Source organism: Streptomyces sp. NPDC104367, from assembly GCF_055583825.1.
In genome coordinates, this window is the sequence record NZ_JBVJND010000004.1 from 19387 (window position 1) to 41472 (window position 22086).

Here is a 22086-nt window from a genome sequence, read left to right on the forward strand (position 1 = left end):
GTCAGCCGGGTCAGCCGCCACCGGGCCGGGTCCGGGCCCGCGCGGCCAGCTCCGTGATCCGGCGGGCCGACGGCGAACCGGGGTCCGCCGTGACGAGGACGACCTCCTGGTCGTCCTCGGGCACGAGGAGGACGTCGCAGTTCAGCCGCAGCCGCCCCAGCTCCGGATGGTCCAGGACCTTGGCCCGGTGCCCCGGGGCGTGCACCGGACGGGTCGCCCAGAGCTGCCGGAACTCCTCGCTGCCCGCCCGCAGTTCACCGAGCAGGGCGTCGAGCCGCCGGTCGTGCGGATAGCGGTCGGCGGCACGGCGCAGCCGGGCCACCACGACGTGGCCGAACTCCTCGGCGCCCGAGCTCTCGTACATCCGCCCCTGGCCCAGGAAGCGCCGCCGCGCCAGGCTGGTCGTGCCCTGCCCCAGATCCCCGCCGAACAGCAGCTGGGCCGGCGGGTTCCAGGCCACCACCCCGTAGGCCGCGTCGGTGACGATCGCGGCAGTGCCGGGCAGCCGCTCCAGCAGCGCGGCCACGTGCGGGCGCACCTGCCGGGGCGCGGCGGTGCCGGGCGGCGGGGCGGCCGCGCCGGCCAGCCGGAAGAGGTGGCTGCGCTCGGCGGGGGCCAGCCGCAGGGCCCCGGCCAGGGCGTCCAGGACACCCGCCGAGGGGCGCGGGCCGCGGGCCTGTTCCAGGCGCGTGTAGTAGTCGACGGAGATGTGGGCCAGCTGCGCGACCTCCTCGCGCCGCAGGCCGGGCGTGCGGCGCGGGGCGGTCCCCGGCGCCAGGCCCACCGCCCGCGGACGCAGCCCCGCCCGGCGTTCCCGCAGGAAGCGGGCCAGTTCCTGCCGCGCCATGCTGCCCCGCCTCCCGGCCCGCCTGGTACAGGTGGTCCCTGGCAGGACGGCCGCGGCCAGGGAACCGTTGCTGCCATGAACGATCGCACAGCACTCGTCACCGGTGCCAACACCGGTATCGGCCTGCACATCGCCCGCCTCCTCGCGGAGGAGGGCTTCGGCGTGTACGTGGGTTCCCGGGACGCGGAACGCGGGGCACGGGCCGTCGCGGAGATCGGCGGCGGCGCGCGGCCGCTCGTCCTCGACGTCACCGACCCCGGCACCGTCGAACGGGCCGCCCGCCGGGTCGGCAGCCTGGACGTCCTGGTCAACAACGCGGGCGTCCAGCCGGTCACCGGCCCGCCCACCGAGACCGGCGTCGAGGACCTCCGGCGGACCTACGAGACCAACGTCTTCGGCGTCGTCACGGTCACCAACGCCTTCCTGCCCGCCCTGCGCCGCTCCGCCCGCGCCCGGATCGTCAACGTCTCCAGCGGCACCGCGTCCCTCGACTGGAGCACCCACCCCAATCCGCAGTTCACCCACGGCAACCCCAGGTCCGCCGCCTACCGCTCCTCCAAGGCCGCGCTCAACGCGCTGACCGTGCTCTACGCCCAGGAACTGGCCGGGGCCGGGATCAAGGTGAACGCCCTCGCCCCGGGACGGCGGGCCACCGGCCTGGTCCCCGGGATCACCGGGGGCGGGGATCCGGCCGAGGCCGCGCGCGGCGCCGTACGGCTGGCCCTGCTGTCCGACGACGGGCCGACCGGCGGGTTCTTCTCCTGGGACGGCACACTCGTGCCGTGGTGAGCGCCGCACGGTCCGTAGCATGAGGCCGTAGCCCGTGATGATCATGCGAGGAGCGGATCGTGCGAGACATCGCCGTCTTCAGCGGCAGCGCCCACCCCGAGCTGGCCGAGGAGGTCTGCGCGCACCTCGGGGTGCCGCTCAGCCCGACCCGGGTCAGCCGGTTCGCCAACGACTGCCTGGAGGTGCAGCTGCAGGCCAACTGCCGGGAGCGGGACGTCTTCCTGGTGCAGCCCCTGGTCCGGCCGGTGCAGGAGCACCTGGTGGAGCTGCTGCTGATGTGCGACGCGGCCCGGGGCGCCTCGGCCGGCCGGATCACCGTCGTCATGCCGCACTACTCCTACGCCCGCTCCGACAAGAAGGACGCCCCGCGCATCTCGCTGGGCGGCCGGCTGGTCGCCGACCTCATGGTGGCGGCGGGCGCGAGCCGGGTCCTCGCGATGACCCTGCACGCCCCGCAGGTGCACGGTTTCTTCTCGGTGCCGGTCGACCATCTGCACGCGCTGCGGGAACTGGCGGCGCACTTCCGGCGCTACGACCTGACCCGCACCACCGTCGTCTCGCCCGACCTCGGCAACGCCAAGGAGGCCGCCGCTTTCGCCCGGCTGATCGGCGCCCAGGTGGCGGCCGGGGCCAAGCAGCGGTTCGCGGACGACCGGGTGACCATCAGCTCGGTGATCGGCGACGTGGCCGGGCGGGACGTCATCGTGCTCGACGACGAGATCGCGGGGGGCAGCACGGTCCTCGAACTGCTCGACCGGCTGCGGGAGTCGGGGCCGCGGTCGATCCGGCTGGCGTGCACGCACGGGCTGTTCGCGGCCGGGGCGCTGAAGCGGTTGAGCGAGCAGCCCGACGTGCTGGAGATCGTCTGCACCAACACCGTGCCGGTGCCCGTCGAGGAGCACACCGACAAGCTGCGGATCCTGTCCATCGCCCCGGCGCTGGCCGAGGCCGTACGCCGGATTCACAACGGCGAGTCGGTGAGCGCCCTGTTCGACGAGCCCCGCAACCTCTAGACAGGAAGGAGGAGTTGTGGCGCCGTGAGCGCGCTCGGCGGCACCGAGGCGGACGGGAGGCCCCCAGTGGCGAAGGCCAGGTTCGAGCGGACGAAACCGCATGTGAACATCGGCACCATCGGGCACATCGACCACGGCAAGACGACACTCACCGCGGCCATCACCAAGGTGCTGCACGACAGGTTCCCGCAGCTCAACCCCTTCACCCCGTTCGACCAGATCGACAAGGCGCCCGAGGAGCGGCAGCGCGGCATCACCATCTCCATCGCGCACGTCGAGTACCAGACCGAGCGCCGGCACTACGCGCACGTCGACTGCCCGGGCCACGCCGACTACATCAAGAACATGATCACCGGGGCCGCCCAGATGGACGGGGCGATCCTGGTGGTCGCGGCCACCGACGGGCCGATGCCGCAGACCAAGGAACACGTGCTGCTGGCCCGCCAGGTGGGCGTGCCGTACATCGTCGTCGCCCTGAACAAGACCGACATGGTCGACGACGAGGAGATCCTGGAACTCGTGGAGCTGGAGGTGCGCGAGCTGCTCACCGAGTACGAGTTCCCCGGCGACGACCTCCCGGTGGTCCGGGTCTCCGCGCTCAGGGCCCTGGAGGGCGACCCCGGGTGGACCGCCGCCCTGTTCGAACTCCTCGACGCCGTGGACGAGTTCGTGCCGGAGCCGGTGAGGGACGTGGACCGGCCGTTCCTGATGCCGATCGAGGACGTCTTCACCATCACCGGCCGTGGCACCGTCGTCACCGGCCGGATCGAGCGCGGTGTGCTGCGGGTCAACAGCGAGGTCGAGGTGATCGGCATCCACCAGCGCAGGACCAGGACCACCGTCACCGGGGTCGAGATGTTCCGCAAGCTGCTCGACGAGGGCCGGGCCGGCGAGAACGTCGGCCTGCTGCTGCGCGGCGTCAAACGCGACGAGGTCGAGCGCGGCCAGGTCGTCGTCCGGCCCGGATCGGTCGCCCCGCACACGGAGTTCGAGGCGCGGGCCTACATCCTCTCCAAGGACGAGGGCGGCCGGCACACCCCGTTCTTCGAGAACTACCGGCCCCAGTTCTACTTCCGCACCACCGACGTCACCGGGGTCGTCACCCTGCCGCCGGGCACCGAGATGGTGATGCCGGGCGACAACACCACCGTCCACGTGCGGCTGATCCAGCCGATCGCGATGGAGGAGGGACTGAAGTTCGCGATCCGCGAGGGCGGCCGCACGGTCGGCGCCGGCCAGGTGACGAGGATCCTCGCCTAGCGCGCTTGTGATGATCTCCGCGGCGTCGCGCCGTCCGTCACAGGGTTCCGGAGGTGGCTCCCGGCCGGCCCAGGGCCGCCTCCAGGGTCGCCTTCGGCGGAAGCAGCTGCGACAGCCCGGTCACCTTGAGCACGCGCAGCGTCAGCGGGTGCGCGCAGACCAGCTGGAGCCGGCCGTCGCGCTCCAGCACCCGGCTGCGCGCCCGGTACAGCAGCCGCAGCCCCGAGCAGTCGAAGAAGTCGACCGGCAGCAGGTCGATCACCACCCGGGCGCCCGACCGGGCGGTCACCACGTCCAGGTAGGGCGCGATCTCCGTCGCCGCCGCGATGTCGATCTCGCCGCGGAACTCCAGGACCGTGTACCCGCGTTCCTGATGGACGCGCAGGTGCCTGGTGAGCGGCGCGGGTTCCTGTCGGGAGTCCTGGCGCACGATCGCATCACCTCCCACCCGTGCCGGTTCAATTCCGTTCCCCGCCCTGCAAGTTACCCTCGATGGAGGGAATTTGAGCATGTTCGATTGACATATGTCTGCCGCTTCGGCAGGCCATTTTCTGTGGCGTGCGCGACAGTCGGGGAAACGGCACGTGGGAGCGGTACCGGCGGGCTGGAACAGGGCCTGCCACGCCTTGGCCGTCGCCGTCGGGCGGGTTGCCGAACGCCTCGAAGCGGCAGGAGAGGCCGGAGAGCGGGCCCGAAGAGGCCCGGCGCGGCCCGGGCGGAGCCGGCGCCGCGCCGTGCGGGACTCGGGCCCGGGCGGGGTGATCGGGCCCGTGCCCGCCTTCCGGGCCCCGGCGGTGTCAGTCCGTCACCAGGACCAGCTTCCCCGTGGTCCGGCCGGTGCCGCCCAGCTCGTGCGCCTTGGCGGCATCGGCCAGCGGGAAGGTCCCCGCGACCGTCGCCCGCAGCCTGCCCTCCTCCACCAGCCCCGCGAGCGCCCGCATCCCGGCCCGGTCGGCGTCCACCAGCATCCGCACCGCCCGCACCCCGCGCCGCTCGGCCTCCTCGTACAGCCCGGGCCCGCCCACCGGCAGGATCGACACCAGGATTCCGCCCGGCCGCAGCACCCGCAGCGAGGCCGTCGCGGTGTCGCCGCCGAGCGTGTCCAGGACCACGTCGACGTCCCGCACCGCCTCGGTGACGTCCACCGACCGGTAGTCGACCGGCTCGTCCACCCCGATCTCCCGCAGGAAGCCGTGCTTGGCCGCGCTCGCCGTGCCGATCACGTACGCCCCGCGCGCCTTGGCGATCTGCACCGCCACATGCCCGACCCCGCCCGCCGCCGCGTGCACCAGCACCCGCTGCCCGGGACGCACGTCGGCGTACTCCACCAGCGCCTGCCAGGCCGTCAGCGAGACCAGCGGCAGCGCGCCCGCCTGGACGTGGTCGATCACGGCCGGCTTCGGCACCAGGGCCCGGGCGGGCGCGATCACGTACTCGGCGTGCGTGCCGTGGCCGAACGGGTACGGCACCATGCCGAACACCTCGTCACCGGGGCCGAAGGCGGCCACGCCGACCCCGGTCTCCTCGACGGTCCCGGAGACGTCCCAGCCGAGGACGAAGGGCGGCCGGCCCAGGAAGGCCCCGAACTCCCGGTGCTTCCAGTCGGTCGGGTTGAGCCCGGCCGCCCGCACCCGGACCAGCACCTCGTTGGGGCGCGGCCTCGGCCGCTCCACGTCGATCACCTTCAGCACCTCGGGACCGCCCAGGACGTCCTGGCTCACCGCACGCATCGTGTTCGCATCGCTCATGGTCCCCAGCCTGCCGGGCCGCACCCGCCCGGGAAATGGCATGATTGCCAAGCTTCGATAGGATCGTGTCATGCGTGCCACCGGCAGTACGGAACGGGTCGTCGTCCTCGCCCTCGACGGCGTCTACCCCTTCGAGCTGGGCATCCCCAGCCGCATCCTCGGCGCCGCCGACGGCCGCTACGAGGTACTGACCTGCTCGGTCGACGGCCGCCCGGTGCGCACCAGCGCGGACTTCGCCGTCGTCGTCGACCACGGCCCCGAACTGCTGGAGACCGCGGACACCGTCGTGATCCCCTCCGTGCTGCCCGCGCGCATCCCCACCAAGATCTCCGGCGACCTGGCCGGGGCGCTCGGCCGGATCCGCCCGGACACGCGGATCGTCTCCATCTGCACGGCCGCCTTCGTGCTGGCCGCGGCCGGCCTCCTCGACGGGCGCCGGGCCACCACCCACTGGCACCTCGCCGACCGCTTCCGCGCCGAGTACCCGCGGGTCGACCTCGACCCGGACGTGCTCTTCGTCCACGACGGCCGTGTCCTCACCTCCGCGGGCGCCGCCGCCGGGGTCGACGTCTGCCTGCACATCGTGCGCACCGACCACGGCGCCGAACTGGCGAACTCCGTCGCCCGCTGCTGTGTCGTCCCCCCGTTCCGGGACGGCGGCCAGGCGCAGTACATCGAACAGCCGGTCCCCGAGAGCGGGGCCGCGAGCACCGCGGCCACCCGCGCCTGGGCCCTGGAGCACCTGGACGAGCCGCTCCGGCTGACCGACCTGGCGGGCCACGCCGGGATGAGCCTGCGCACCTTCATCCGCCGTTTCCAGGAGGAGGTCGGGCTCAGCCCCGGCCGCTGGCTGATCCAGCAGCGGGTGGCCCGTGCCCGGCACCTGCTGGAGGCCAGCGACCTGTCCGTGGACCGCATCGCGGGCGAGGTCGGCTTCGCCACCGGCGCCTCCCTCCGCCAGCACCTGCGGGCGGCCATCGGGGTGTCCCCGCAGGCGTACCGGCGCACCTTCCAGGCGGCCCGCTGAACGTTCGGGACCCGCCCGGCGTCGAAGGAGCGCGACAACGGCGGAGGAACAGGGGCGGACATGCGCGCAGGAGCGGTGGCGAGGACGGTGACGGCGGCCGCGGTGGTGGCGGTCGCGGCGGGCTGCGGCGGGAGCGGGCCGGACCCGGTGGTCGAGGGGACGCCCCCGGCGACGCCGTACCGCGGGTCGCTGCACCTTCCCGCCAGGGAGACGGACGAGAGCACCCCGCAGGGCATGCGCACCGCCTCCGGCGCGGCGGGCCGGGCGCTGGAGTGCGACGGGGAGATCTACCGGGGGAGCGGCCCCGACGGCTGGAACGCCTCCGACGGCGGCGACTCGCCCGAGGACGGCCTGCGCCTCCTCTTCGACATGTTCGACCCGCAGGTGCCGCGGGTCGGCTACCGGGTGGAGCGCCGGGAGAAGAACCGGGTGCTGTACTCCTACGACGTCGCCGGCCGCACCCGGGTGGCCGTGGTGGTCGCCGAGGACCAGAAGGGCAGGCCCGGTTGGGGGCCGGAGACCGACGCCTCCTGCGACCCCGCCGAACTCCCGGCGAAGGTCACGTCGGGACCCGGCTGGCCCGACGTCTGGACGGACGCGAGCGGCCGCCGGGTACCGGTCGCGAAGGTCAACAGCGATACGGGCCCCGAGCACTGCGGCTGGCAGTCCGCGCACTTCCTGTCCCTCGGCAGCCGGATCTACGTCCGCGACCCGAAGGGCGTCCTCGCCGACAGCGCCTCGCTCACCGGACGCTACGACGCCGACGCCACGCTGCCCGCCGACGCGCACGACACCGGATACCGCTTCGGCCACTGGCGGCTGTGGCTGTCCGAGGACGGCGACACGGCCTACGTCCGCACCTCCCACGGGACGGAGGCATGGCCGAGGGAGTGGCGGCCCTTCGCCTGCGCCTGAGCCCGGTCAGCGGCTCATGTGCAGGGCGACCAGCAACTGCCATACCTGGTGGGCGACTTGATCGGGGCCGGCGTCCAGCAGGCCGTGCAGCCAGTCGGCCAGCACCCCGGCGAAGGTCGCGGCCACCGCGGAGGCCACCAGCGGGGCGTCCGCCGCCCCGGCCAGCTCCCGCTCGGCCAGGCTGCGGGCCCGCAGGTCCCGGTGCAGCACCCGGCCCAGCGGTCCGCCGCCGCCCGGGGCGAGCAACTCCCGGTACAGGGCCGCGTGCGGGGCCAGCCCCGCGAAGAACTCCAGCAGCGCGGGCGGCGCGTGCACCGGATCGGGCCGCCCCCGCCAGGCGTGCAGCGCGTCCACGGCGTCCCGTACGACGTCCGCGCAGGCGTCGACCGCCAGCGCCTCCAGGCCGTCGTAGTGGACGTAGAACGTGGCCCGGCCCACCCCGGCCCGCCGTACCAGGGCGGCCACCCCGACCTCGGCGAGGGGCCGCTCGGCGCACTCCTCGAACAGGGCCGCCCGCAGCCGCGCCCGGGTGCGGGCCGCGCGCGGGTCCTCGGCGGCCGGGCGGCCGGTCATCGGGCGGCGAGGACGGCGGCCAGGGCGATCGCACCGGGCAGCGCCTGCGCGAACAGGATCCGCCGGTTGGCGGTGGCCGCGCCGTAGACGCCGGCGACCACCACGCAGCAGAGGAAGAAGACCCGGGCGCCGAAGCCCGTCGGGTCCGCCGCGACCAGTCCCCAGACCAGGCCGGCCGCCAGGAAGCCGTTGTAGAGGCCCTGGTTGGCCGCCAGCGGCGCGGTGCGCCGGGCCATGTCCGCGTCGAAGCCGTGGAAGCGCATCCCCGGCGTCCTCTGCCACAGGAACATCTCCATCACCAGGATGTACACGTGCAGCGCGGCCACCAGGGCGACCAGCACACCGGCCAGGATTTCCATGATCTACAGATCCTCTCCACGTCTTGGACGGGTGTCCATTATAGCTAGACGAGTGTCCAGGATGTCACCACCGAAATCGGGCGCCGTGGCGGGCGGTGGGTCGGCAAGTCGCATGGCGCGTATGGGTATTTGTTGATTTGGTCAAAACTGGCGGACGGTGACGGAACCCTCACTTCCGCAGGCCGCGAGGTTGATCCTTTCGGGTCCAAACCCGATAAGCTCCATTCCGTCACAGCGAGTTGACGCGCCCAAGGTGGGCCCGTCCCGCCGTGCGTACCCGTCCGTGCGGCCTTCGCACGCCGCCCCTGTTCGTCGCTGTTCGATTGTGTTGCTCCGAAGGATGCAGATGGAACTCGCCACTCCGCCCTCGGCGGTGCGGCCCCCTGTCGCCTGGTACGGCTGGTGGCTGATGCCGCTGGCCTTAGGGGGAGGTACGGTCGCCGCCACTTTCATGAGTTCCGAGCGAATAACCACGGCCGTGGCCGGTGCCGCGGCCACGGTGGCGAGCTCCTTCTGCGTACGGCTGCTGATCCGCTCCCAGCGCCAACTACGCAGCAGCGCCGGGGAGTTCCGCACCTCCCAGGCCGAGCACTCCCAGCAGTGGCAGCGTCATATGGCCACTCTGGAGCGGAAGTTCACCGCCGAGCGCGGCACGCTTGAGGAACAGCTGACCGAGCAGTCGGCCGCGTTCGACAGCCGCCTCGGCGAGCAGAGCGCCCACTACGACGCCCGACTCGGCGAGCAGGCGAGGGCGTACGAGGACCGGCTCGCCGACCAGGCGAAGTCCTACGAGACCCAGCTCGCCGACCAGGCCGAGATCCGCCGGGAACTGGCCGCACACGAACGGGCCGCGGTCGTCCGGCTCGCCGACGAACAGCTCCCCGAGGCGCTGCGCCGGCTGCGCGACGGCGACGCCATCGACGACCTGCTGCCCGCGACCGGACAGTGCGCCGAGGTCGACCAGGAACTCCAGGCCGCGCTCCGGCGCATCCTGCGCGTCTCCCTGATCGAGGTGGAGGCGGAGTTCGACCGCTCCACCTCCGCCGAACAGGCCGTCATCAGCATCGGCAACCGCATCCACGTCCTGACCAGCAAGCTGCGCGGCCGCCTGCACGAGATGCAGGGCGAGCACGGCCGGCTGCCCGCGGTGGCCCGCGGTCTGATGGAACTCGACCAGGAACTCGGCCCCGCCGACTCGCTCGCCGCCAGCATCGGCGTGCTCGGCGGCTCGGACCGTCCGGGCCGTCAGTGGCAGGAGCCGCAGCGGCTGCTCAGCGTGGTGCGCGGCGGCATCGGCCGGATCAAGGACTTCCACCGCGTCGAGGTCCGGCACCTGCCCGAACTCGGCGTCGACGGCGGCCTGGTGGACCACCTCACGCTGATCTTCGCCCAGCTGCTGGACAACGCGGCCCGCTACTCTCCGCCCACCGAGCCGGTGATCGTCTCCGGCAAGGAGGTGCCGAACGGTGTCGGCATCGAGATCCAGGACTCCGGCAAGGGCCTGAGCGAGGAGAAGAAGCGCGAGGCCGAGCAGAGCCTCGCCGGGGCCACGGCAGGGCCGGGCCTCGGCGGCATCTCCGAGGACGCCACCATCGGCCTGCGCGTCGTCGGTGTCCTCGCCCGCCGCTACGGCATCCGCGTCACCTTCGCGGACTCGCCCTGGCTCGGCACCTCGGTGGTCGTCGTGGTCCCGCACAAGTTCTTCAGCCCGCTGCCCGTGGCCGCCCCCGCCACCGCTCCCGTCGCGCTGCCGCCCGGCCGGGTGGCCGGTGAACCGGGCACCCGGCAGGAGTCCGGCGACACCCCGGACACCACCGTCGGCGGCCTGCCCCGCAGGCGCAGCCGGCGCCCCGCCGAGGGGCAGCCCGAGCGCACCGCGGAGGGGCAGTCCGAGCGCACCGCCCCCGCCGGGGGCGCCGTGTTCACCGCCGTGCCCCCGGAGGCGTCCTTCGCGGGCCTCGCCGCCTTCGCCACCGCGGGCCGCGCTCCCGCGGCCGGCGACCCGGCGCACGGCGGGGCCGGGCCGGCCGGAGCCGAAGACGAAGAAGAGGTGACACCCGCGCCGCCGGCTGGTGCCGATGACGCCGCCACCGGGCACGAGTTCACCGAGCACCGCACTGAAGAGAGCGACAAGTCCACATGACGCAACAGGGAACCGACGTGAGCTGGGCGCTCCGCGATCTGGTGGAGAGCATCCCGGAGATCCGCTTCGCCCTCGTGGCCTCCAGCGACGGCAAGGCCATCACCTCCTTCGGCGCCGACGACCCCGACGACGTGGACCGCTTCGCGGCCGTGGTGGCGGGACTGCAGGCCCTGGCCCAGCCGGTGGCGGAGCAGTTCCCGCGCTACGCGGGGCAGTTGCGGCTCGCGATGATCGAGGTCGACGGCGGTCACCTCTTCGTCGTACGGGCCGGTGTGGAGACGTATCTCGGTGTCCTCGCCCGCGAGGGACTCGACCAGGGGCTTCTCGGGCACCAGATGAGGGACCTGTCCCGGCGGATGGGCGAACTGCTCGGTACCTCTCGGCGCCTGGAGGAGGAGCACTCTGGATGAGTGCTCCCCGCCGGCCCACGGACCCGTCCGGTCTGGAGCGCTATTACGTCCTCACCGGGGGGCGCAGCGGACCGGCCGGGTCGGCGTCGAGTCTCGACGTGGCGACCCTCGTCGTCTCCCGCGGCGCGCCCGCCCCGGGCATGCAGCACGAGCACGAGGAGATACTCCGGCGCTGTCGCGATCCGCTGTCGGTGGCCGAACTCGGCGCCCACCTCGGACTGCCCTTCAACATTCTCGCGGTGCTCTTGGCGGATCTGCTGGACGCGGGCCGTATCGAAGCCCGTGACCCCATTCCGGCGCACCACGCCGGGCGCGGACCCGACCTCGCGCTCCTCCAGGAGGTACTCAGTGGACTGGAAAGGCTTTGACCATACGGACGCCCCCGGCACCGGGGAGGCCCGCTCGGTCAAGGTGATGATCGCCGGCGGCTTCGGCACCGGGAAGACCACCATGGTCCGCTCCGTCAGCGACATCAAGCCGCTCACCACCGAGGAGACGCTCACCGAGGCGAGCGCCGGCGTCGACCACCTCATCGGCGTCACGGACAAGGCCGAGACCACGGTCAGTCTCGACTTCGGCAAGATCAGCCTCAACGGCAGCCTGATGCTGTACCTGTTCGGCACCCCGGGCCAGGAGCGGTTCTGGTTCCTGTGGAACGGGCTGTTCAAGGGCGCGCTCGGCGCGGTCGTCCTGGTGGACACCCGCCGGCTGGCGTCCAGCTTCCGGGCGATCGAGGAGATGGAACGGCAGAACGTGCCGTTCGTCATCGCCCTCAACGTCTTCCCCGACTCCAGGGAGCACCCCGTAGAGGAGATCCGGGACGCCCTCGACCTCTCCCCGCACATCCCGGTCGTGGCCTGCGACGCCCGCGACCGGTCCTCCAGCCGTGACGTGCTCGTCGCGCTCATCAAGCACCTGCGGGAGCGCTCGGCCGTCGCCCTGGAGTCCCGATGAACGCGTCGAACGGGCCGGACGGCTCCGGCGGCTGCCCGGTTGCCCACGGCGCCGGGACCACCCGGCTCTACGGTCCGGACGCGGAGCGCAACCCGCACGGCATCTACGAGCGGCTGCGCGCGGAGTACGGCTCAGTAGCCCCGATCCTGGTGGAGGGCGACGTGCCCGCCTGGCTGGTGCTGGGCTACCGGGAGAACCGGCGGGTGCTCGACAACCCGCTCCAGTTCAGCCGTGACTCCCGGATCTGGCGGGACTGGCGGGAGGGACGGGTCGACGAGACCTCCCCGCTGATCCAGATGGTGGGCTGGCGCCCCGACTGCGTCTCCCAGGACGGCGAACCGCACCGCCGGCTGCGCGCCGCGGTCACCGACAACCTGCTGGCCGTGGCCGGCCGGGGGATCCGCCGCCACGCCACGCACTTCGCCCACAAGCAGATCGACGCCTTCGCCGCGACCGGCCGGGCCGACCTGGTCACGGACTTCGCCGAGTACCTGCCGATGCTCGTGCTCACCCGGCTCTTCGGACTGGCCGAGAGCGAGGGGCGCAGCCTCGCCGAGTCCAGCGCCCAGGTCATCAAGGGCGGCGCGGACGCCCTCGCGCACAACGAGAAGATCGTGGCGATCCTCGCCGAACTCGCCGCCCGCAAGCGGTCGGAGCCCGGCTCGGACTTCGCGACGGGGCTGATCGGCCACCACGCGGGCCTGGACGAGGACGAGATCGTCCAGCATCTGCGGCTGGTGCTGATCACCGCCCACACCACCACCAGCAACCTGCTGGCCCGGGTGCTGGAGGTGGTCCTCACCGACGGCGAACTGCGCTCCGGGCTGGTCAGCGGGCAGCTGAACATCTCCTCCGTGGTGGGCGAGGTCATGTGGAACACCCCGCCGCTGGCGGTGCTGCCGGGCCGGTTCGCCACCTCCGACCTGGAACTCGGGGGACGCCCGGTCAAGGAGGGCGACATGCTGCTCCTCGGCCTCGCCGCCGGCAACCTGGACCCGGTGATCCGCCCGGACATCGCGGCCTCCGTCGCCGGCAACCACTCCCACCTGGCCTTCAGCGCCGGGCCGCACGAGTGCCCGGGGCAGAACATCGGGCAGGGGATCATCGAGACGGCCGTGGATGTGCTGCTGCACCGGCTGCCCGGGCTGTACCTCGCGGTCCCGGCCGGTGAACTCACCTCGACGGCGTCCACCTGGGAGTCCCGGCTGGACAGCCTGCCGGTCGAGTTCGCGGCCTGAGCGGTCTCGGCGGCCTGAGTGGTCTCAGCGGTCTCGGCGGTCCGAGTGGCCTGCGCGGTCCGGGCGGCCGGTCCGGCGGCGGGGGCGTCCGGGGGGACGCCCCCGCCGTCCTCGCCTACACCGCCAGCAGGTCGTCCACCGACCCCTGGCCGGCCTGTTCGGCCGCGGCCGCCGGACCCTCCTTGGCCGCCGCGTAGCGGCCCGAGGACAGTCCCCACACGTAGTTGCCGTTGATCCAGTGCTGGATGGCCTCCACCCCCATCCGCACGCCGTCCCGCTGCTCCTCGTCGAGACCCAGCTCGTCGCACATCCCCGGTACCCGGGCCTCCAGTTCGACGTACTCGGCGAGACAGGCGTTCGTCATCCGGCACGCCTCCCGCAGGGCGTCCTCCCAGGAGCCGCCCCGCTCCCGGTGCAGCACGGCTATCAGGTTGTGGCCGTCGCCGCGGCGCCGCTCGCGTTCGAAGGAGTGCACGTCGTTCATGAACCCGATGGTGTCCGCGGCCAGATCACGCATCCGCTCCATCAGCGGATGCGCCTGCACCTGCGCCGGCACCTCGAAGCGGCGGCTGCGCTCGCCGGCGTCGATGCTGTGGTGGATGCCGACGGTACGGCGCCGGAAGACCGCGTACTCGTCGAGGCCGAGGGTCCCGGCCAGACCCCGTGCCGCCAGGTCGACCTCCTCGCAGTGCGCGACCAGGAACCGCCCCCAGGAGGCCGCGAACCGGGTCCGCCAGGTCAGGGACATGCCATCCGAGAGGTGCTGCCAGACCTCCGCCCAGGCCAGCGTGATCGGGCAGGACACCCGGGGCCGCATGCCGGGCGGGCGCAGCGGGGTGACGATCAGTTCGCGGGCGACCTCCGCGATCCGGTCGGCACGGTCGGGCCGGGTGGCGTCGAACTGGTCGTCGAACAGGAAGGCCAGTGAGAACCAGTTCATCAGGACGACCATGTCCTCGGCCGAGGCGTGCGGGTAGGTCCGGGCGGCCGCCTGCGGCAGGTCCCACGACTTGTACTCCTCGAACCCCGCTTTGCTGCGCACCAGGTCCATGTCCCAGATCCAGCGCAGATGCCGCGCCCGGGCGTACTCCAGATGCTCGCTGACAGGGGTGTCGAAGGGCAGGTCGAAGGTGACGTCCTGAGGCATGTGTGTCCTTTCGGGAGGCGGAACGCAGAGCCCCCCGCCCCTGCGAACGGGCGGTCTCCCGACCGCCCGCGCACTCGAACCGGGCTTCCTGGCGCGAAAGTTGAGCCGTGAATTTATTCGAGGCTGCCCCAGCGTAAATGATCTACGCCCGGCCCGGCGGTGACGTGTGTTACTGCTCACATCTCCTGGGGCGGGTACACTCCCGCCCCGCGCTTCACAGGTCAACGGTGTTGTCCTAAGGTGCGGCCTCAGGAAGGAGCCGCCATGAGTGAACGAGTCGTCCCGGCCGCCGCCCGGCAGCGCAGACGCCCCACCAAACAGGGGGTGGTCCTCTCGGAGGAGCTGATCGTCGAGACCGCGATGCGGCTGATCGAGGAGCACGGCACCGAGGCCCTCTCCGTACGCCGGCTCGGCCGCGCCCTGGGCGCCGACCCCAGCTCCCTCTACCGCTACTTCCGCCACACCGACGACCTGATGCTGGCCGTCGCCGACGAGCTGATCGGCCGCACCCTGCGCAGCTGGCGGCCCACCGGCGACTGGCGCACCGACCTGCGCGAACTGGGCCTGCGCATGCACGCGGGCGCCCTGGCCCACCCGAGGGCGGCGGTGCTCAGCGCCCACCGGGTCACCGGACGGGCCAACGAGATCCAGGCCGTCGAGACCGTGCTCGGCGTGCTCCGGGGCGTCGGCTTCCCGGACACAGAGGCCGTCCGCGTCTACCACGCCTTCGTCGACCAGGCCCTCGCCCACGGCGCCCTCGACTCCGCCAGCACCGCCCTGCCGAAGCCCGCCCGCGCGGCCGAGGCGGACGTGTGGCGGGCCACCTACGCCCGGCTGCCGGCCACCACCCACCCGAACATCGCGGCCACCGCCCGCCACCTCGTCGCCACCATGCGGGGCAGCTCCTATCCGGCGGCCCTTGACCTGCTGCTGACGGCGGCCGGCGCCCGGCTCGCGGAGGTCCGCGCGGCCGGGGGAGTTCCGGGGCCGGACGGGATGGGGCGGCCGGCCGACTGAATCCGCCGATCGGGGACAGACGGACCGGGAAGCCGTGGTCGTTCGGTGGATCCCGAGGACCGTCCCGAGGAGGAAGCATGGCACTGGTGAAAGCGGCCGTCGTGGTGCTCGACTGCGCCGAGCCCGAGAAACTCGCCTATTTCTACCGGCAGTTGCTGGACGGCGAGCCGGGCGAGACCTCGACGGACCTGGTGGAGGTGCGCGGTGCCGACGGCATCCGGATCGCCTTCCGGCGCGACGGCGTCCCGACCCCGCCGAGCTGGCCGCGCCCCGAGAACTCCCTCCAGACCCATCTCGTCCTCCTGGTCGATGACCTGGACGAGGCGGAGCGCAGGGTGGTCGGCCTCGGCGGGCTGCCGATCGAGACCCGGGACCCGGCCGGCCCGTACGAGGAACGCGGCTTCTCCGACCCGGCCGGACACCCGTTCACGCTGCGTCTGTTCCGGCCGGCGGCGGGCTGACCCGGTCAGGGCCGCCCTTCCGGTCCCTGCTCGCGGCCCGGGGCGAGGGGGTCCTGGTGTGCACGAGGCGACGGAAAGCCCCGCCGCGACGGGGGAACGCGGCGGGGCCTGAACTTCGGCTGCCCGGGCCGGAGGCGGTTCATGCCTCCCGGAAACAGATTTTTCTAAATTCCGACGGTTCCCGGCCGGAATGGATTCCCGGAACCGTCAGTTCCCCCGCTGCGGCTCCAGCACGAAGACCGGGATCTCCCGGGACGTCTTCTCCTGGTACTCGGCGTAGGGCGGGTACGCGGCGACGGCGCGCTCCCACCACTGCGCCTTCTCCGCACCGGTGACCTCACGGGCCGTCATGTCCTGCTTGACCGGGCCGTCCTGGAGCTCCACGTGCGGCTCCGACCTGACGTTGAAGTACCAGACCGGATTCCTCGGCGCGCCGCCCTGCGAGGCCACCACGGCGTACGTGCCGTCGTGCTCCACCCGCATCAGCGGCGTCTTGCGGATCTTCCCGCTCTTCACCCCCAGCGTGGTCAGCAGGATGACGGGCATCCCGGTGTCCATCAGCGTCGTGCCCTTCGTCCCGCCCGAGCTCTCGTACAACTCGACCTGGTCGCGCACCCACTGGGTCGGGCTGGGCTCGTACTCGCCCTGCAGAGGCATGAGGTCCGTCTCCTCCGTCGTGTCCGTCACTGACGCCACGATTCAACACCGGGAGCCCTCCGGATCATCCGCACGACGCGACCCCCTCCCACGTCCCGATCAAGCCAGGTCCGCCCCGCACCTCGCCCTCCGGGGCGGAGGCGGCCGCAGCGGCCCGCGTTCACGAGGACGGTCGCGCCGCGGCCCGTGCCCCCGTCCCCCGTCCGCGCGCCGCGCGTCAGCCCGGTGACAGCGCCGTACGGGCCGCGAGCCCCAGCATCACGCAGCTCGACAGCAGCGCTGTGACCAGGCGTCCGCGGTGCCCGGTCAGGCCCCGCCCGAGGAGCGCGCCGCCGCCCGCCAGCAGCAGCTGCCAGCTCGCGGACGCGGCGAACGCGGCCAGCACGAAGACACCCTGCTGCGGCCACCGCACCGCCGCGCCGGCCCGGCTGCCGACCACCAGGGCCGCGAAGTAGACGACGGTGGTGGGGTTGAGCAGCGTGATGCCGAGGAGGCCGAGATACGCCCGTCCGGGGCCGGGTACCGGCCGCTCGACGCGGACCGCCGGCCGCCGCTCCCGGTAGCGGGACAGCGCGAGGGCCGCACCGTGCACGGCGAGCGCGACCAGGACCAGGACCGAGGCCCAGCGCAGCGGCCCGAGCACCGGCAGCAGCGCCGCCGTGAGCGCGGCGCCGCCGACCACGGCCAGCAGGGCGTAGAGACCGTCGGCGGTCGCGACCCCGAGCGCGGCGCAGGCGCCGGTGCGCAGGGAGGTGCGGGCGGTGAGGGACACTAGATATGTGCCGACCGCGCCGACCGGGACGGCGATGCCGTACCCGGCAAGCAGGCCGGCGACGAGCGCGGCCGTCACCGGCGTGCGGGCTCGGGCCTCCAGGGGCGCCCCGGCTGCTGCTGGACCCGCACCGCACCGACGGTCGCGGAGGGCAGCGGCGCAAGGGTGTGAGGAGTGGTCATGCGCGGATCCTCCGGCCCGTGGTGCCGTCCCGGCAAGCGAATTTCGGCGCGGAACCGTCCGCCGACCGCGCGCGGTTCGGCCAGAACCCCGGATTCACCGATCTGGCTGAACTTGCGGTCGCCCCATAGGTGCCCCGGGCATCTAATGAAGATCGGCACGACGTACGACATTCGTCTGCGAGGTCTTCCATGAACGAACTGACGGACCTGACGGAACGCACGACCCCTGCCCACCGGGCCGACCCCGTGGCCTGGCCGCAGGACCGCACGTGCCCCTACCACCCGCCCGCCGGCTACGACCCGCTGCGCGACGCGCGGCCGCTGTCCCGTGTCACCTTCTTCGACGGGCGCCCCGTCTGGGTGGTCACCGGCCACGGCCTGGCCCGGGCGCTGCTCTCCGACCCGCGGCTGTCCAGCGACCGCCGACGGCCCGACTTCCCGATGCCGACCGCCCGCGCCGCCGGGGTCCGCGACCGCCGGGTCGCGCTGCTGGGCCTCGACGACCCCGAGCACCAGATCCAGCGCCGGATGATGATCCCGGCCTTCACCGTCAAACGCGCGACCCGGCTGCGGCCGTCCATCCAGCGGATCGTCGACGGGCTGCTCGACACGATGATCGCCCAGGGGCCGCCCGCCGACCTGGTGAGCGCCTTCGCGCTGCCCGTGCCCTCCATGGTCATCTGCGATCTGCTCGGCGTCCCGTACGCCGACCACGAGTTCTTCGAGGCGCAGTCCCGCCGGCTGCTGCGCGGTCCGACGGCCGAGGACTCCGTGGCCGCCCGCACCGAACTGGAGGCCTACCTGGGCGACCTGGTCGACAGCAAGCAGCAGGACGCCGTCCCCGGCGACGCAGTCCTCGACGAACTCGTGCACCAGCGGCTGCGCGACGGCGAGCTGGACCGCTCCGAGGTCCTCTCGCTGGCGATGATCCTGCTGGTCGCCGGCCACGAGACGACCGCCAACATGATCTCGCTCGGCACCTTCACCCTGCTCCAGAACCCCGGCCGGCTGGCCGAACTGCGCACCGACCCCGCGCTGCTGCCCGCCGTCGTCGAGGAACTGATGCGGGTGCTGTCGATCGCCGAAGGCATGCTGCGGGTCGTCACCGAGGACATCGAGGTGGCCGGCGTGACCGTCCGCGCGGGCGACGGCATGCTCTTCCTGACCTCGGTCATCAACCGCGACGAGGCCGTCTACGACGACCCCGACACGCTCGACTGGCACCGCCCGGCCCGCCACCACGTGGGCTTCGGCTTCGGCATCCACCAGTGCCTGGGGCAGAACCTGGCCCGCGCCGAGCTGGAGATCGCCCTGGGCACCCTGTGGCGGCGGCTGCCGGAGCTGAGGCTGGCCGCCCCGCCCGAGGAGATCCCCTTCAAACCCGGCGACACGATCCAGGGGATGCTGGAACTCCCCGTGACCTGGTAAGAGGCTCCTGCCATGCACATCGAGATCGACCGAGACGTCTGCATCGGCGCGGGACAGTGCGCCCTGACCGCGCCGAACGTCTTCACCCAGGACGACGACGGCTTCAGCACCCTGCTCCCCGGCAAGGAGGACGGCGGCGGCGACCCGCTGGTCCGGGAGGCCGCCCGCGCCTGCCCGGTGCACGCCATCACCGTCAAGGAACCGACGGAACGGGGCGCCTAGCGGACCGCCGGTACCTCCAGCACCAGCACCGACACCACCAGCACCGACACCACCAGCACCAGTACCACCGGCACCGTCGCTCCCGGCACCCGCCGCCACACCCGGCGGCGGGGCCGCGGGGCGCACCACGCGGGAACCGAGCGGCCCGAGCGGCGCGCCCGGGCCGCCGCCCTGCCCGGCCTCACCCCGTGCGCAGCAGCGCTCCGGCGGCCGTACGGGCCTCGGCGGCGGGCTCGGGGGTTCCGGTGACGCCCGCGGTGACCATCGCCCCCTCGGCCAGCAGGAACAGCGGCCCGGTGAGCGCCGTGTCCAGCCCGGCGTCGCGCAGCAGGCCCGCGAGGTAGTCGCGGAAGGCCCGCTTGTGGCGCCGTACCTCGGCCACCACGTGCTCGGAGCCGGCCCCGAGTTCGCCGTACGCGTTGATCCACGCGCACCCCCGGAAGTCCTCCTCGGCGAACCACCCCGCCAGCCAGTCGAACACGGCGAGCGGCCGCTCCCGCGGATCCTCGTGCCGTTCGACGTGCTCGGCGAGCCGCTGCCGCCAGCGCACGTCCCGCCGCTCCAGATAGGCGACCACGAGCCGCTCCTTCGCCGGGAAGAGCTGGTAGAGCCGCTTGAGGGAGACCCCCGAGGCGCCGCGTATGTCGTCCATGCCGACGGACTGCACCCCGCGGCCGTAGAACAGCCGCTCGGCCGCGTCCAGGGCCCGCTCCCGCGCGACCGCGCTGTCCATCCACCACTCCTTGACGAGAGAACGTGCGTTCTCCTACGTTAGCAGCGACCCGGAGAACGTGCGTTCTCCGTTCGAGGAGGAGACCATGGCCGACCGCCCGCCGCTGCCGCCCTTCACCCGCGAGACCGCCGCCCTGAAGGTGCAGGCCGCCGAGGACGCCTGGAACACCCGCGACCCGGAGCGGGTGGCGCTCGCCTACTCCGAGGACTCGGTCTGGCGCAACCGCGACACCTTCGTCACCGGCCGCGCCGGGATCGTCGCGTTCCTCACCGCCAAATGGGCCCGCGAGCTGGACTACGCGCTCCGCAAGGACCTCTGGGCCTTCGACGGCAACCGCATCGCGGTCCGCTTCCAGTACGAGTGCCACGACGCGGACGGCCGGTGGTGGCGGTCGTACGGCAACGAGCTGTGGGAGTTCGACGGGCACGGGCTGATGAGCCGCCGCGAGGCGAGCATCGACGACGTGCCGATCGAGGAGCACGAGCGCCGCATCCGCGGCCCGCGCCCGGCGTCCGAGCGAGGCCTGTCGTTCCCGCTGCGCTAGCGCCCGCATAGGGTTCCCGGATGACCGATGAGCCCCGCAAGCCCTTCCTCTACCTCGTCGTCTGCGCGGCCGGCATCGCCGCGGGCGTCGGCCACCTCGTCACCGCGGCCCAGGAGCGCGGCTGGGAGGTCGGGGTCATCGCCACGCCCGTCGCCGTGAACGGCTTCTTCGACACCGCCGGAGCCGAGGCCCGCACCGGGCACCCGGTCCGCTCGGCCTGGCGCCGGCCCGCCGATCCGCGCCCCTTCCCGCCGCCGGACGCGGTGGTCGTCGCCCCCGCCACCTTCAACACCGTCAACAAGTGGGCGGCCGGATTCGCCGACACCCTCGCCGTGGGCACCCTGTGCGAGGCCCTCGGTCTGGGCGTCCCGATCGCCGTCCTGCCTTGCGTCGCCGACGCGCTGGCCGCCCACCCGGCCTACCGGGAGAGCCTGACCCGGCTGCGCGGGCTCGGCGTCCGCTTCGGCGCCCCGTACACCGGCGAGCCCGAAGCCGACGGCCGGCGGCCCGAGTTCGGCTGGGAACGGGCCCTGGACCTGCTGGGGCGGGACTGACACGCCCCGGCCCCCGCCGCCGGGACGCCGGACCCGGCGCCGGCCGACGTAGGCTCGCCCCGAGTACGACGTGATCTCGACGGCGGGAGACGACGATGGAGTACGTGAAGCTCGGCCGCACGGGTCTGGACGTGTCCCGGATCTGCCTCGGCTGCATGACCTACGGCCTGCCCGACCGGGGCACCCACGAGTGGACCCTCGACGAGGAGGCGTCCCGCCCGCTGATCCGGCAGGCGCTGGAGGCGGGCGTCAACTTCTTCGACACCGCCAACGTCTACTCCGACGGCACCAGCGAGGAGATCGTCGGCAGGGCGCTCGGCGACTTCGCCCGCCGCGACGAGATCGTCCTCGCCACCAAGGTGCACGGCCGGATGCGCCCCGGCCCCAACGGCGGCGGCCTCTCCCGCAAGGCGATCCTCTCCGAGATCGACCGCAGCCTGAGCCGCCTCGGCACCGACTACGTCGACCTCTACCAGATCCACCGCTTCGACCACACCACGCCGGTCGAGGAGACCATGGAGGCGCTGCACGACGTCGTCAGGGCGGGCAAGGCCCGCTACATCGGGGCGAGTTCGATGTACGCCTGGGAGTTCTCCAAGGCCCAGTACACGGCCCAGCTGGGCGGCTGGACCACGTTCGTCTCGATGCAGAACCACTACAACCTCCTCTACCGCGAGGAGGAGCGCGAGATGCTCCCGCTCTGCGCCGACCAGGGCGTGGGCGTGCTGCCGTGGAGCCCGCTGGCCCGGGGCCGCCTCACCCGGGACTGGGGCACCGTCACCGGACGCAGCGCGACCGACGACTTCGGCAACCGCCTCTACCAGGAGGGCGACCGCGCCGTCGTCGAGGCGGTCACCCGCATCGCCGGGGACCGCGGCGTCCCCCGGGCCCAGGTGGCCCTGTCCTGGCTCCTGCACCAGGACACGGTGACCGCCCCGATCGTGGGCGCGTCCAGGCCCGGCCACCTCGAAGACGCCGTCGCGGCCGTGGAACTGGAGCTCAGCGACAAGGAGTTGGAGGAACTCCGGCAGCCCTACGGCCCGCACCCGGTCTCCGGCCACTGACCGCGCCCCGGCGGGGCGGAGCACCACCG

General features: G+C 73.0%; 26 protein-coding genes. 17 read left to right on the forward strand and 9 right to left on the reverse strand.

What is annotated here, in order from left to right; genetic code table 11:
* Positions 1-10: 10 nt before the first annotated feature.
* Positions 11-847, reverse strand: coding sequence for a helix-turn-helix transcriptional regulator (locus ACZ619_RS07385; protein WP_469595326.1), 837 nt, complete (start codon positions 845-847; stop codon positions 11-13).
* Between the two features lie 75 nt (positions 848-922).
* On the opposite strand from ACZ619_RS07385, the gene ACZ619_RS07390 reads away from it, so the two are divergent.
* The 3 genes from ACZ619_RS07390 to tuf all read left to right on the forward strand — a co-directional run bounded on the left by ACZ619_RS07390 (position 923) and on the right by tuf (position 3909).
* Entirely contained in the window at positions 923-1636 is a 714-nt protein-coding gene (locus ACZ619_RS07390) for an SDR family NAD(P)-dependent oxidoreductase (protein WP_469595328.1), read from the forward strand.
* A 59-nt stretch (positions 1637-1695) separates the two neighbouring features.
* Positions 1696-2649: a ribose-phosphate diphosphokinase gene (locus ACZ619_RS07395; RefSeq protein ID WP_469595330.1), complete on the forward strand. Its 954-nt coding sequence runs from the start codon at positions 1696-1698 to the stop codon at positions 2647-2649.
* 66 nt (positions 2650-2715) lie between these two features.
* Entirely contained in the window at positions 2716-3909 is a 1194-nt protein-coding gene (gene tuf, locus ACZ619_RS07400; RefSeq protein WP_469596029.1) for an elongation factor Tu, read from the forward strand.
* 37 nt (positions 3910-3946) lie between these two features.
* Here tuf and ACZ619_RS07405 read toward each other — a convergent pair whose 3' ends face one another.
* A complete protein-coding gene (locus ACZ619_RS07405) occupies positions 3947-4339 on the reverse strand; it encodes an anti-sigma factor antagonist (protein WP_469595332.1) in 393 nt (130 codons plus the stop codon).
* Between the two features lie 367 nt (positions 4340-4706).
* Positions 4707-5657 carry an NADP-dependent oxidoreductase gene (locus tag ACZ619_RS07410; protein WP_469595334.1) on the reverse strand — a complete coding sequence of 317 codons (951 nt, stop codon included), beginning with the start codon at positions 5655-5657 and terminating at the stop codon, positions 4707-4709.
* Between the two features lie 70 nt (positions 5658-5727).
* Between ACZ619_RS07410 and ACZ619_RS07415 the strand changes: the two genes are divergently transcribed.
* Positions 5728-6684 (forward strand): GlxA family transcriptional regulator, encoded by a 957-nt coding sequence (locus ACZ619_RS07415; RefSeq protein WP_469595337.1) that lies wholly within the window; start codon positions 5728-5730, stop codon positions 6682-6684.
* Between the two features lie 60 nt (positions 6685-6744).
* Positions 6745-7599 carry a hypothetical protein gene (locus ACZ619_RS07420; protein ID WP_469595339.1) on the forward strand — a complete coding sequence of 285 codons (855 nt, stop codon included), beginning with the start codon at positions 6745-6747 and terminating at the stop codon, positions 7597-7599.
* Between the two features lie 6 nt (positions 7600-7605).
* Here ACZ619_RS07420 and ACZ619_RS07425 read toward each other — a convergent pair whose 3' ends face one another.
* Together ACZ619_RS07425 and ACZ619_RS07430 are read right to left on the reverse strand one after the other, a co-directional pair.
* On the reverse strand, positions 7606-8172 hold the full coding sequence (locus ACZ619_RS07425) for a TetR/AcrR family transcriptional regulator (protein ID WP_469595342.1): 567 nt from the start codon (positions 8170-8172) through the stop codon (positions 7606-7608).
* Complete coding sequence (locus ACZ619_RS07430) at positions 8169-8531, reverse strand: DUF1304 domain-containing protein (protein ID WP_469595344.1); 363 nt, start codon at positions 8529-8531, stop codon at positions 8169-8171. Before ACZ619_RS07430 ends, ACZ619_RS07425 begins: the two co-directional genes overlap by 4 nt.
* A gap of 346 nt (positions 8532-8877) precedes the next feature.
* Between ACZ619_RS07430 and ACZ619_RS07435 the strand changes: the two genes are divergently transcribed.
* Genes ACZ619_RS07435 through ACZ619_RS07455 form a run of 5 tightly spaced genes read left to right on the forward strand, consistent with a single transcriptional unit; the run spans position 8878 to position 13276 of the window.
* Entirely contained in the window at positions 8878-10674 is a 1797-nt protein-coding gene (locus tag ACZ619_RS07435) for an ATP-binding protein (protein WP_469595346.1), read from the forward strand.
* Positions 10671-11084, forward strand: a complete 414-nt coding sequence (locus tag ACZ619_RS07440; protein WP_469595348.1) for a roadblock/LC7 domain-containing protein — start codon at positions 10671-10673, stop codon at positions 11082-11084. The genes ACZ619_RS07435 and ACZ619_RS07440 overlap by 4 nt, the downstream gene beginning before the upstream one ends.
* Positions 11081-11452 carry a DUF742 domain-containing protein gene (locus ACZ619_RS07445; RefSeq protein WP_469595350.1) on the forward strand — a complete coding sequence of 124 codons (372 nt, stop codon included), beginning with the start codon at positions 11081-11083 and terminating at the stop codon, positions 11450-11452. Before ACZ619_RS07440 ends, ACZ619_RS07445 begins: the two co-directional genes overlap by 4 nt.
* The gene (locus ACZ619_RS07450) at positions 11433-12038 is read left to right on the forward strand and encodes a GTP-binding protein (RefSeq protein WP_469595351.1); all 606 of its coding nucleotides are present in this window, start codon (positions 11433-11435) and stop codon (positions 12036-12038) included. Before ACZ619_RS07445 ends, ACZ619_RS07450 begins: the two co-directional genes overlap by 20 nt.
* Complete coding sequence (locus ACZ619_RS07455; protein WP_469595354.1) at positions 12035-13276, forward strand: cytochrome P450; 1242 nt, start codon at positions 12035-12037, stop codon at positions 13274-13276. Before ACZ619_RS07450 ends, ACZ619_RS07455 begins: the two co-directional genes overlap by 4 nt.
* A gap of 115 nt (positions 13277-13391) precedes the next feature.
* On the opposite strand, the gene ACZ619_RS07460 is transcribed toward ACZ619_RS07455, so the two are convergent.
* On the reverse strand, positions 13392-14423 hold the full coding sequence (locus tag ACZ619_RS07460) for a 7-epi-alpha-eudesmol synthase (protein WP_469595356.1): 1032 nt from the start codon (positions 14421-14423) through the stop codon (positions 13392-13394).
* Between the two features lie 264 nt (positions 14424-14687).
* On the opposite strand from ACZ619_RS07460, the gene ACZ619_RS07465 reads away from it, so the two are divergent.
* Entirely contained in the window at positions 14688-15440 is a 753-nt protein-coding gene (locus ACZ619_RS07465; RefSeq protein WP_469595358.1) for a TetR/AcrR family transcriptional regulator, read from the forward strand.
* A gap of 77 nt (positions 15441-15517) precedes the next feature.
* Complete coding sequence (locus tag ACZ619_RS07470) at positions 15518-15901, forward strand: VOC family protein (protein ID WP_469595360.1); 384 nt, start codon at positions 15518-15520, stop codon at positions 15899-15901.
* Between the two features lie 207 nt (positions 15902-16108).
* Here the strand turns inward: ACZ619_RS07470 and ACZ619_RS07475 are convergent, their stop codons facing one another.
* Together ACZ619_RS07475 and ACZ619_RS07480 are read right to left on the reverse strand one after the other, a co-directional pair.
* Entirely contained in the window at positions 16109-16558 is a 450-nt protein-coding gene (locus ACZ619_RS07475) for a nitroreductase family deazaflavin-dependent oxidoreductase (RefSeq protein WP_469595363.1), read from the reverse strand.
* A gap of 217 nt (positions 16559-16775) precedes the next feature.
* The gene (locus ACZ619_RS07480; RefSeq protein ID WP_469595365.1) at positions 16776-17408 is read right to left on the reverse strand and encodes a LysE family transporter; all 633 of its coding nucleotides are present in this window, start codon (positions 17406-17408) and stop codon (positions 16776-16778) included.
* A gap of 293 nt (positions 17409-17701) precedes the next feature.
* Here ACZ619_RS07480 and ACZ619_RS07485 point away from each other — a divergent pair, with 293 nt between their 5' ends.
* Together ACZ619_RS07485 and ACZ619_RS07490 are read left to right on the forward strand one after the other, a co-directional pair.
* Positions 17702-18940: a cytochrome P450 gene (locus tag ACZ619_RS07485; protein WP_469595367.1), complete on the forward strand. Its 1239-nt coding sequence runs from the start codon at positions 17702-17704 to the stop codon at positions 18938-18940.
* A 12-nt stretch (positions 18941-18952) separates the two neighbouring features.
* Complete coding sequence (locus ACZ619_RS07490) at positions 18953-19162, forward strand: ferredoxin (RefSeq protein ID WP_469595369.1); 210 nt, start codon at positions 18953-18955, stop codon at positions 19160-19162.
* 181 nt (positions 19163-19343) lie between these two features.
* On the opposite strand, the gene ACZ619_RS07495 is transcribed toward ACZ619_RS07490, so the two are convergent.
* Positions 19344-19895 carry a TetR/AcrR family transcriptional regulator gene (locus tag ACZ619_RS07495; RefSeq protein ID WP_469595372.1) on the reverse strand — a complete coding sequence of 184 codons (552 nt, stop codon included), beginning with the start codon at positions 19893-19895 and terminating at the stop codon, positions 19344-19346.
* Positions 19896-19980: 85 nt separating this feature from the next.
* Between ACZ619_RS07495 and ACZ619_RS07500 the strand changes: the two genes are divergently transcribed.
* The 3 genes from ACZ619_RS07500 (at position 19981) to ACZ619_RS07510 (ending at position 22057) form a co-directional block, all read left to right on the forward strand.
* Positions 19981-20439 carry a nuclear transport factor 2 family protein gene (locus tag ACZ619_RS07500; protein WP_469596031.1) on the forward strand — a complete coding sequence of 153 codons (459 nt, stop codon included), beginning with the start codon at positions 19981-19983 and terminating at the stop codon, positions 20437-20439.
* Positions 20440-20459: 20 nt separating this feature from the next.
* Entirely contained in the window at positions 20460-20993 is a 534-nt protein-coding gene (locus ACZ619_RS07505; protein WP_469595375.1) for a flavoprotein, read from the forward strand.
* 95 nt (positions 20994-21088) lie between these two features.
* Positions 21089-22057, forward strand: coding sequence for an aldo/keto reductase (locus tag ACZ619_RS07510; protein WP_469595378.1), 969 nt, complete (start codon positions 21089-21091; stop codon positions 22055-22057).
* The last annotated feature ends 29 nt before the right edge of the window (positions 22058-22086 follow it).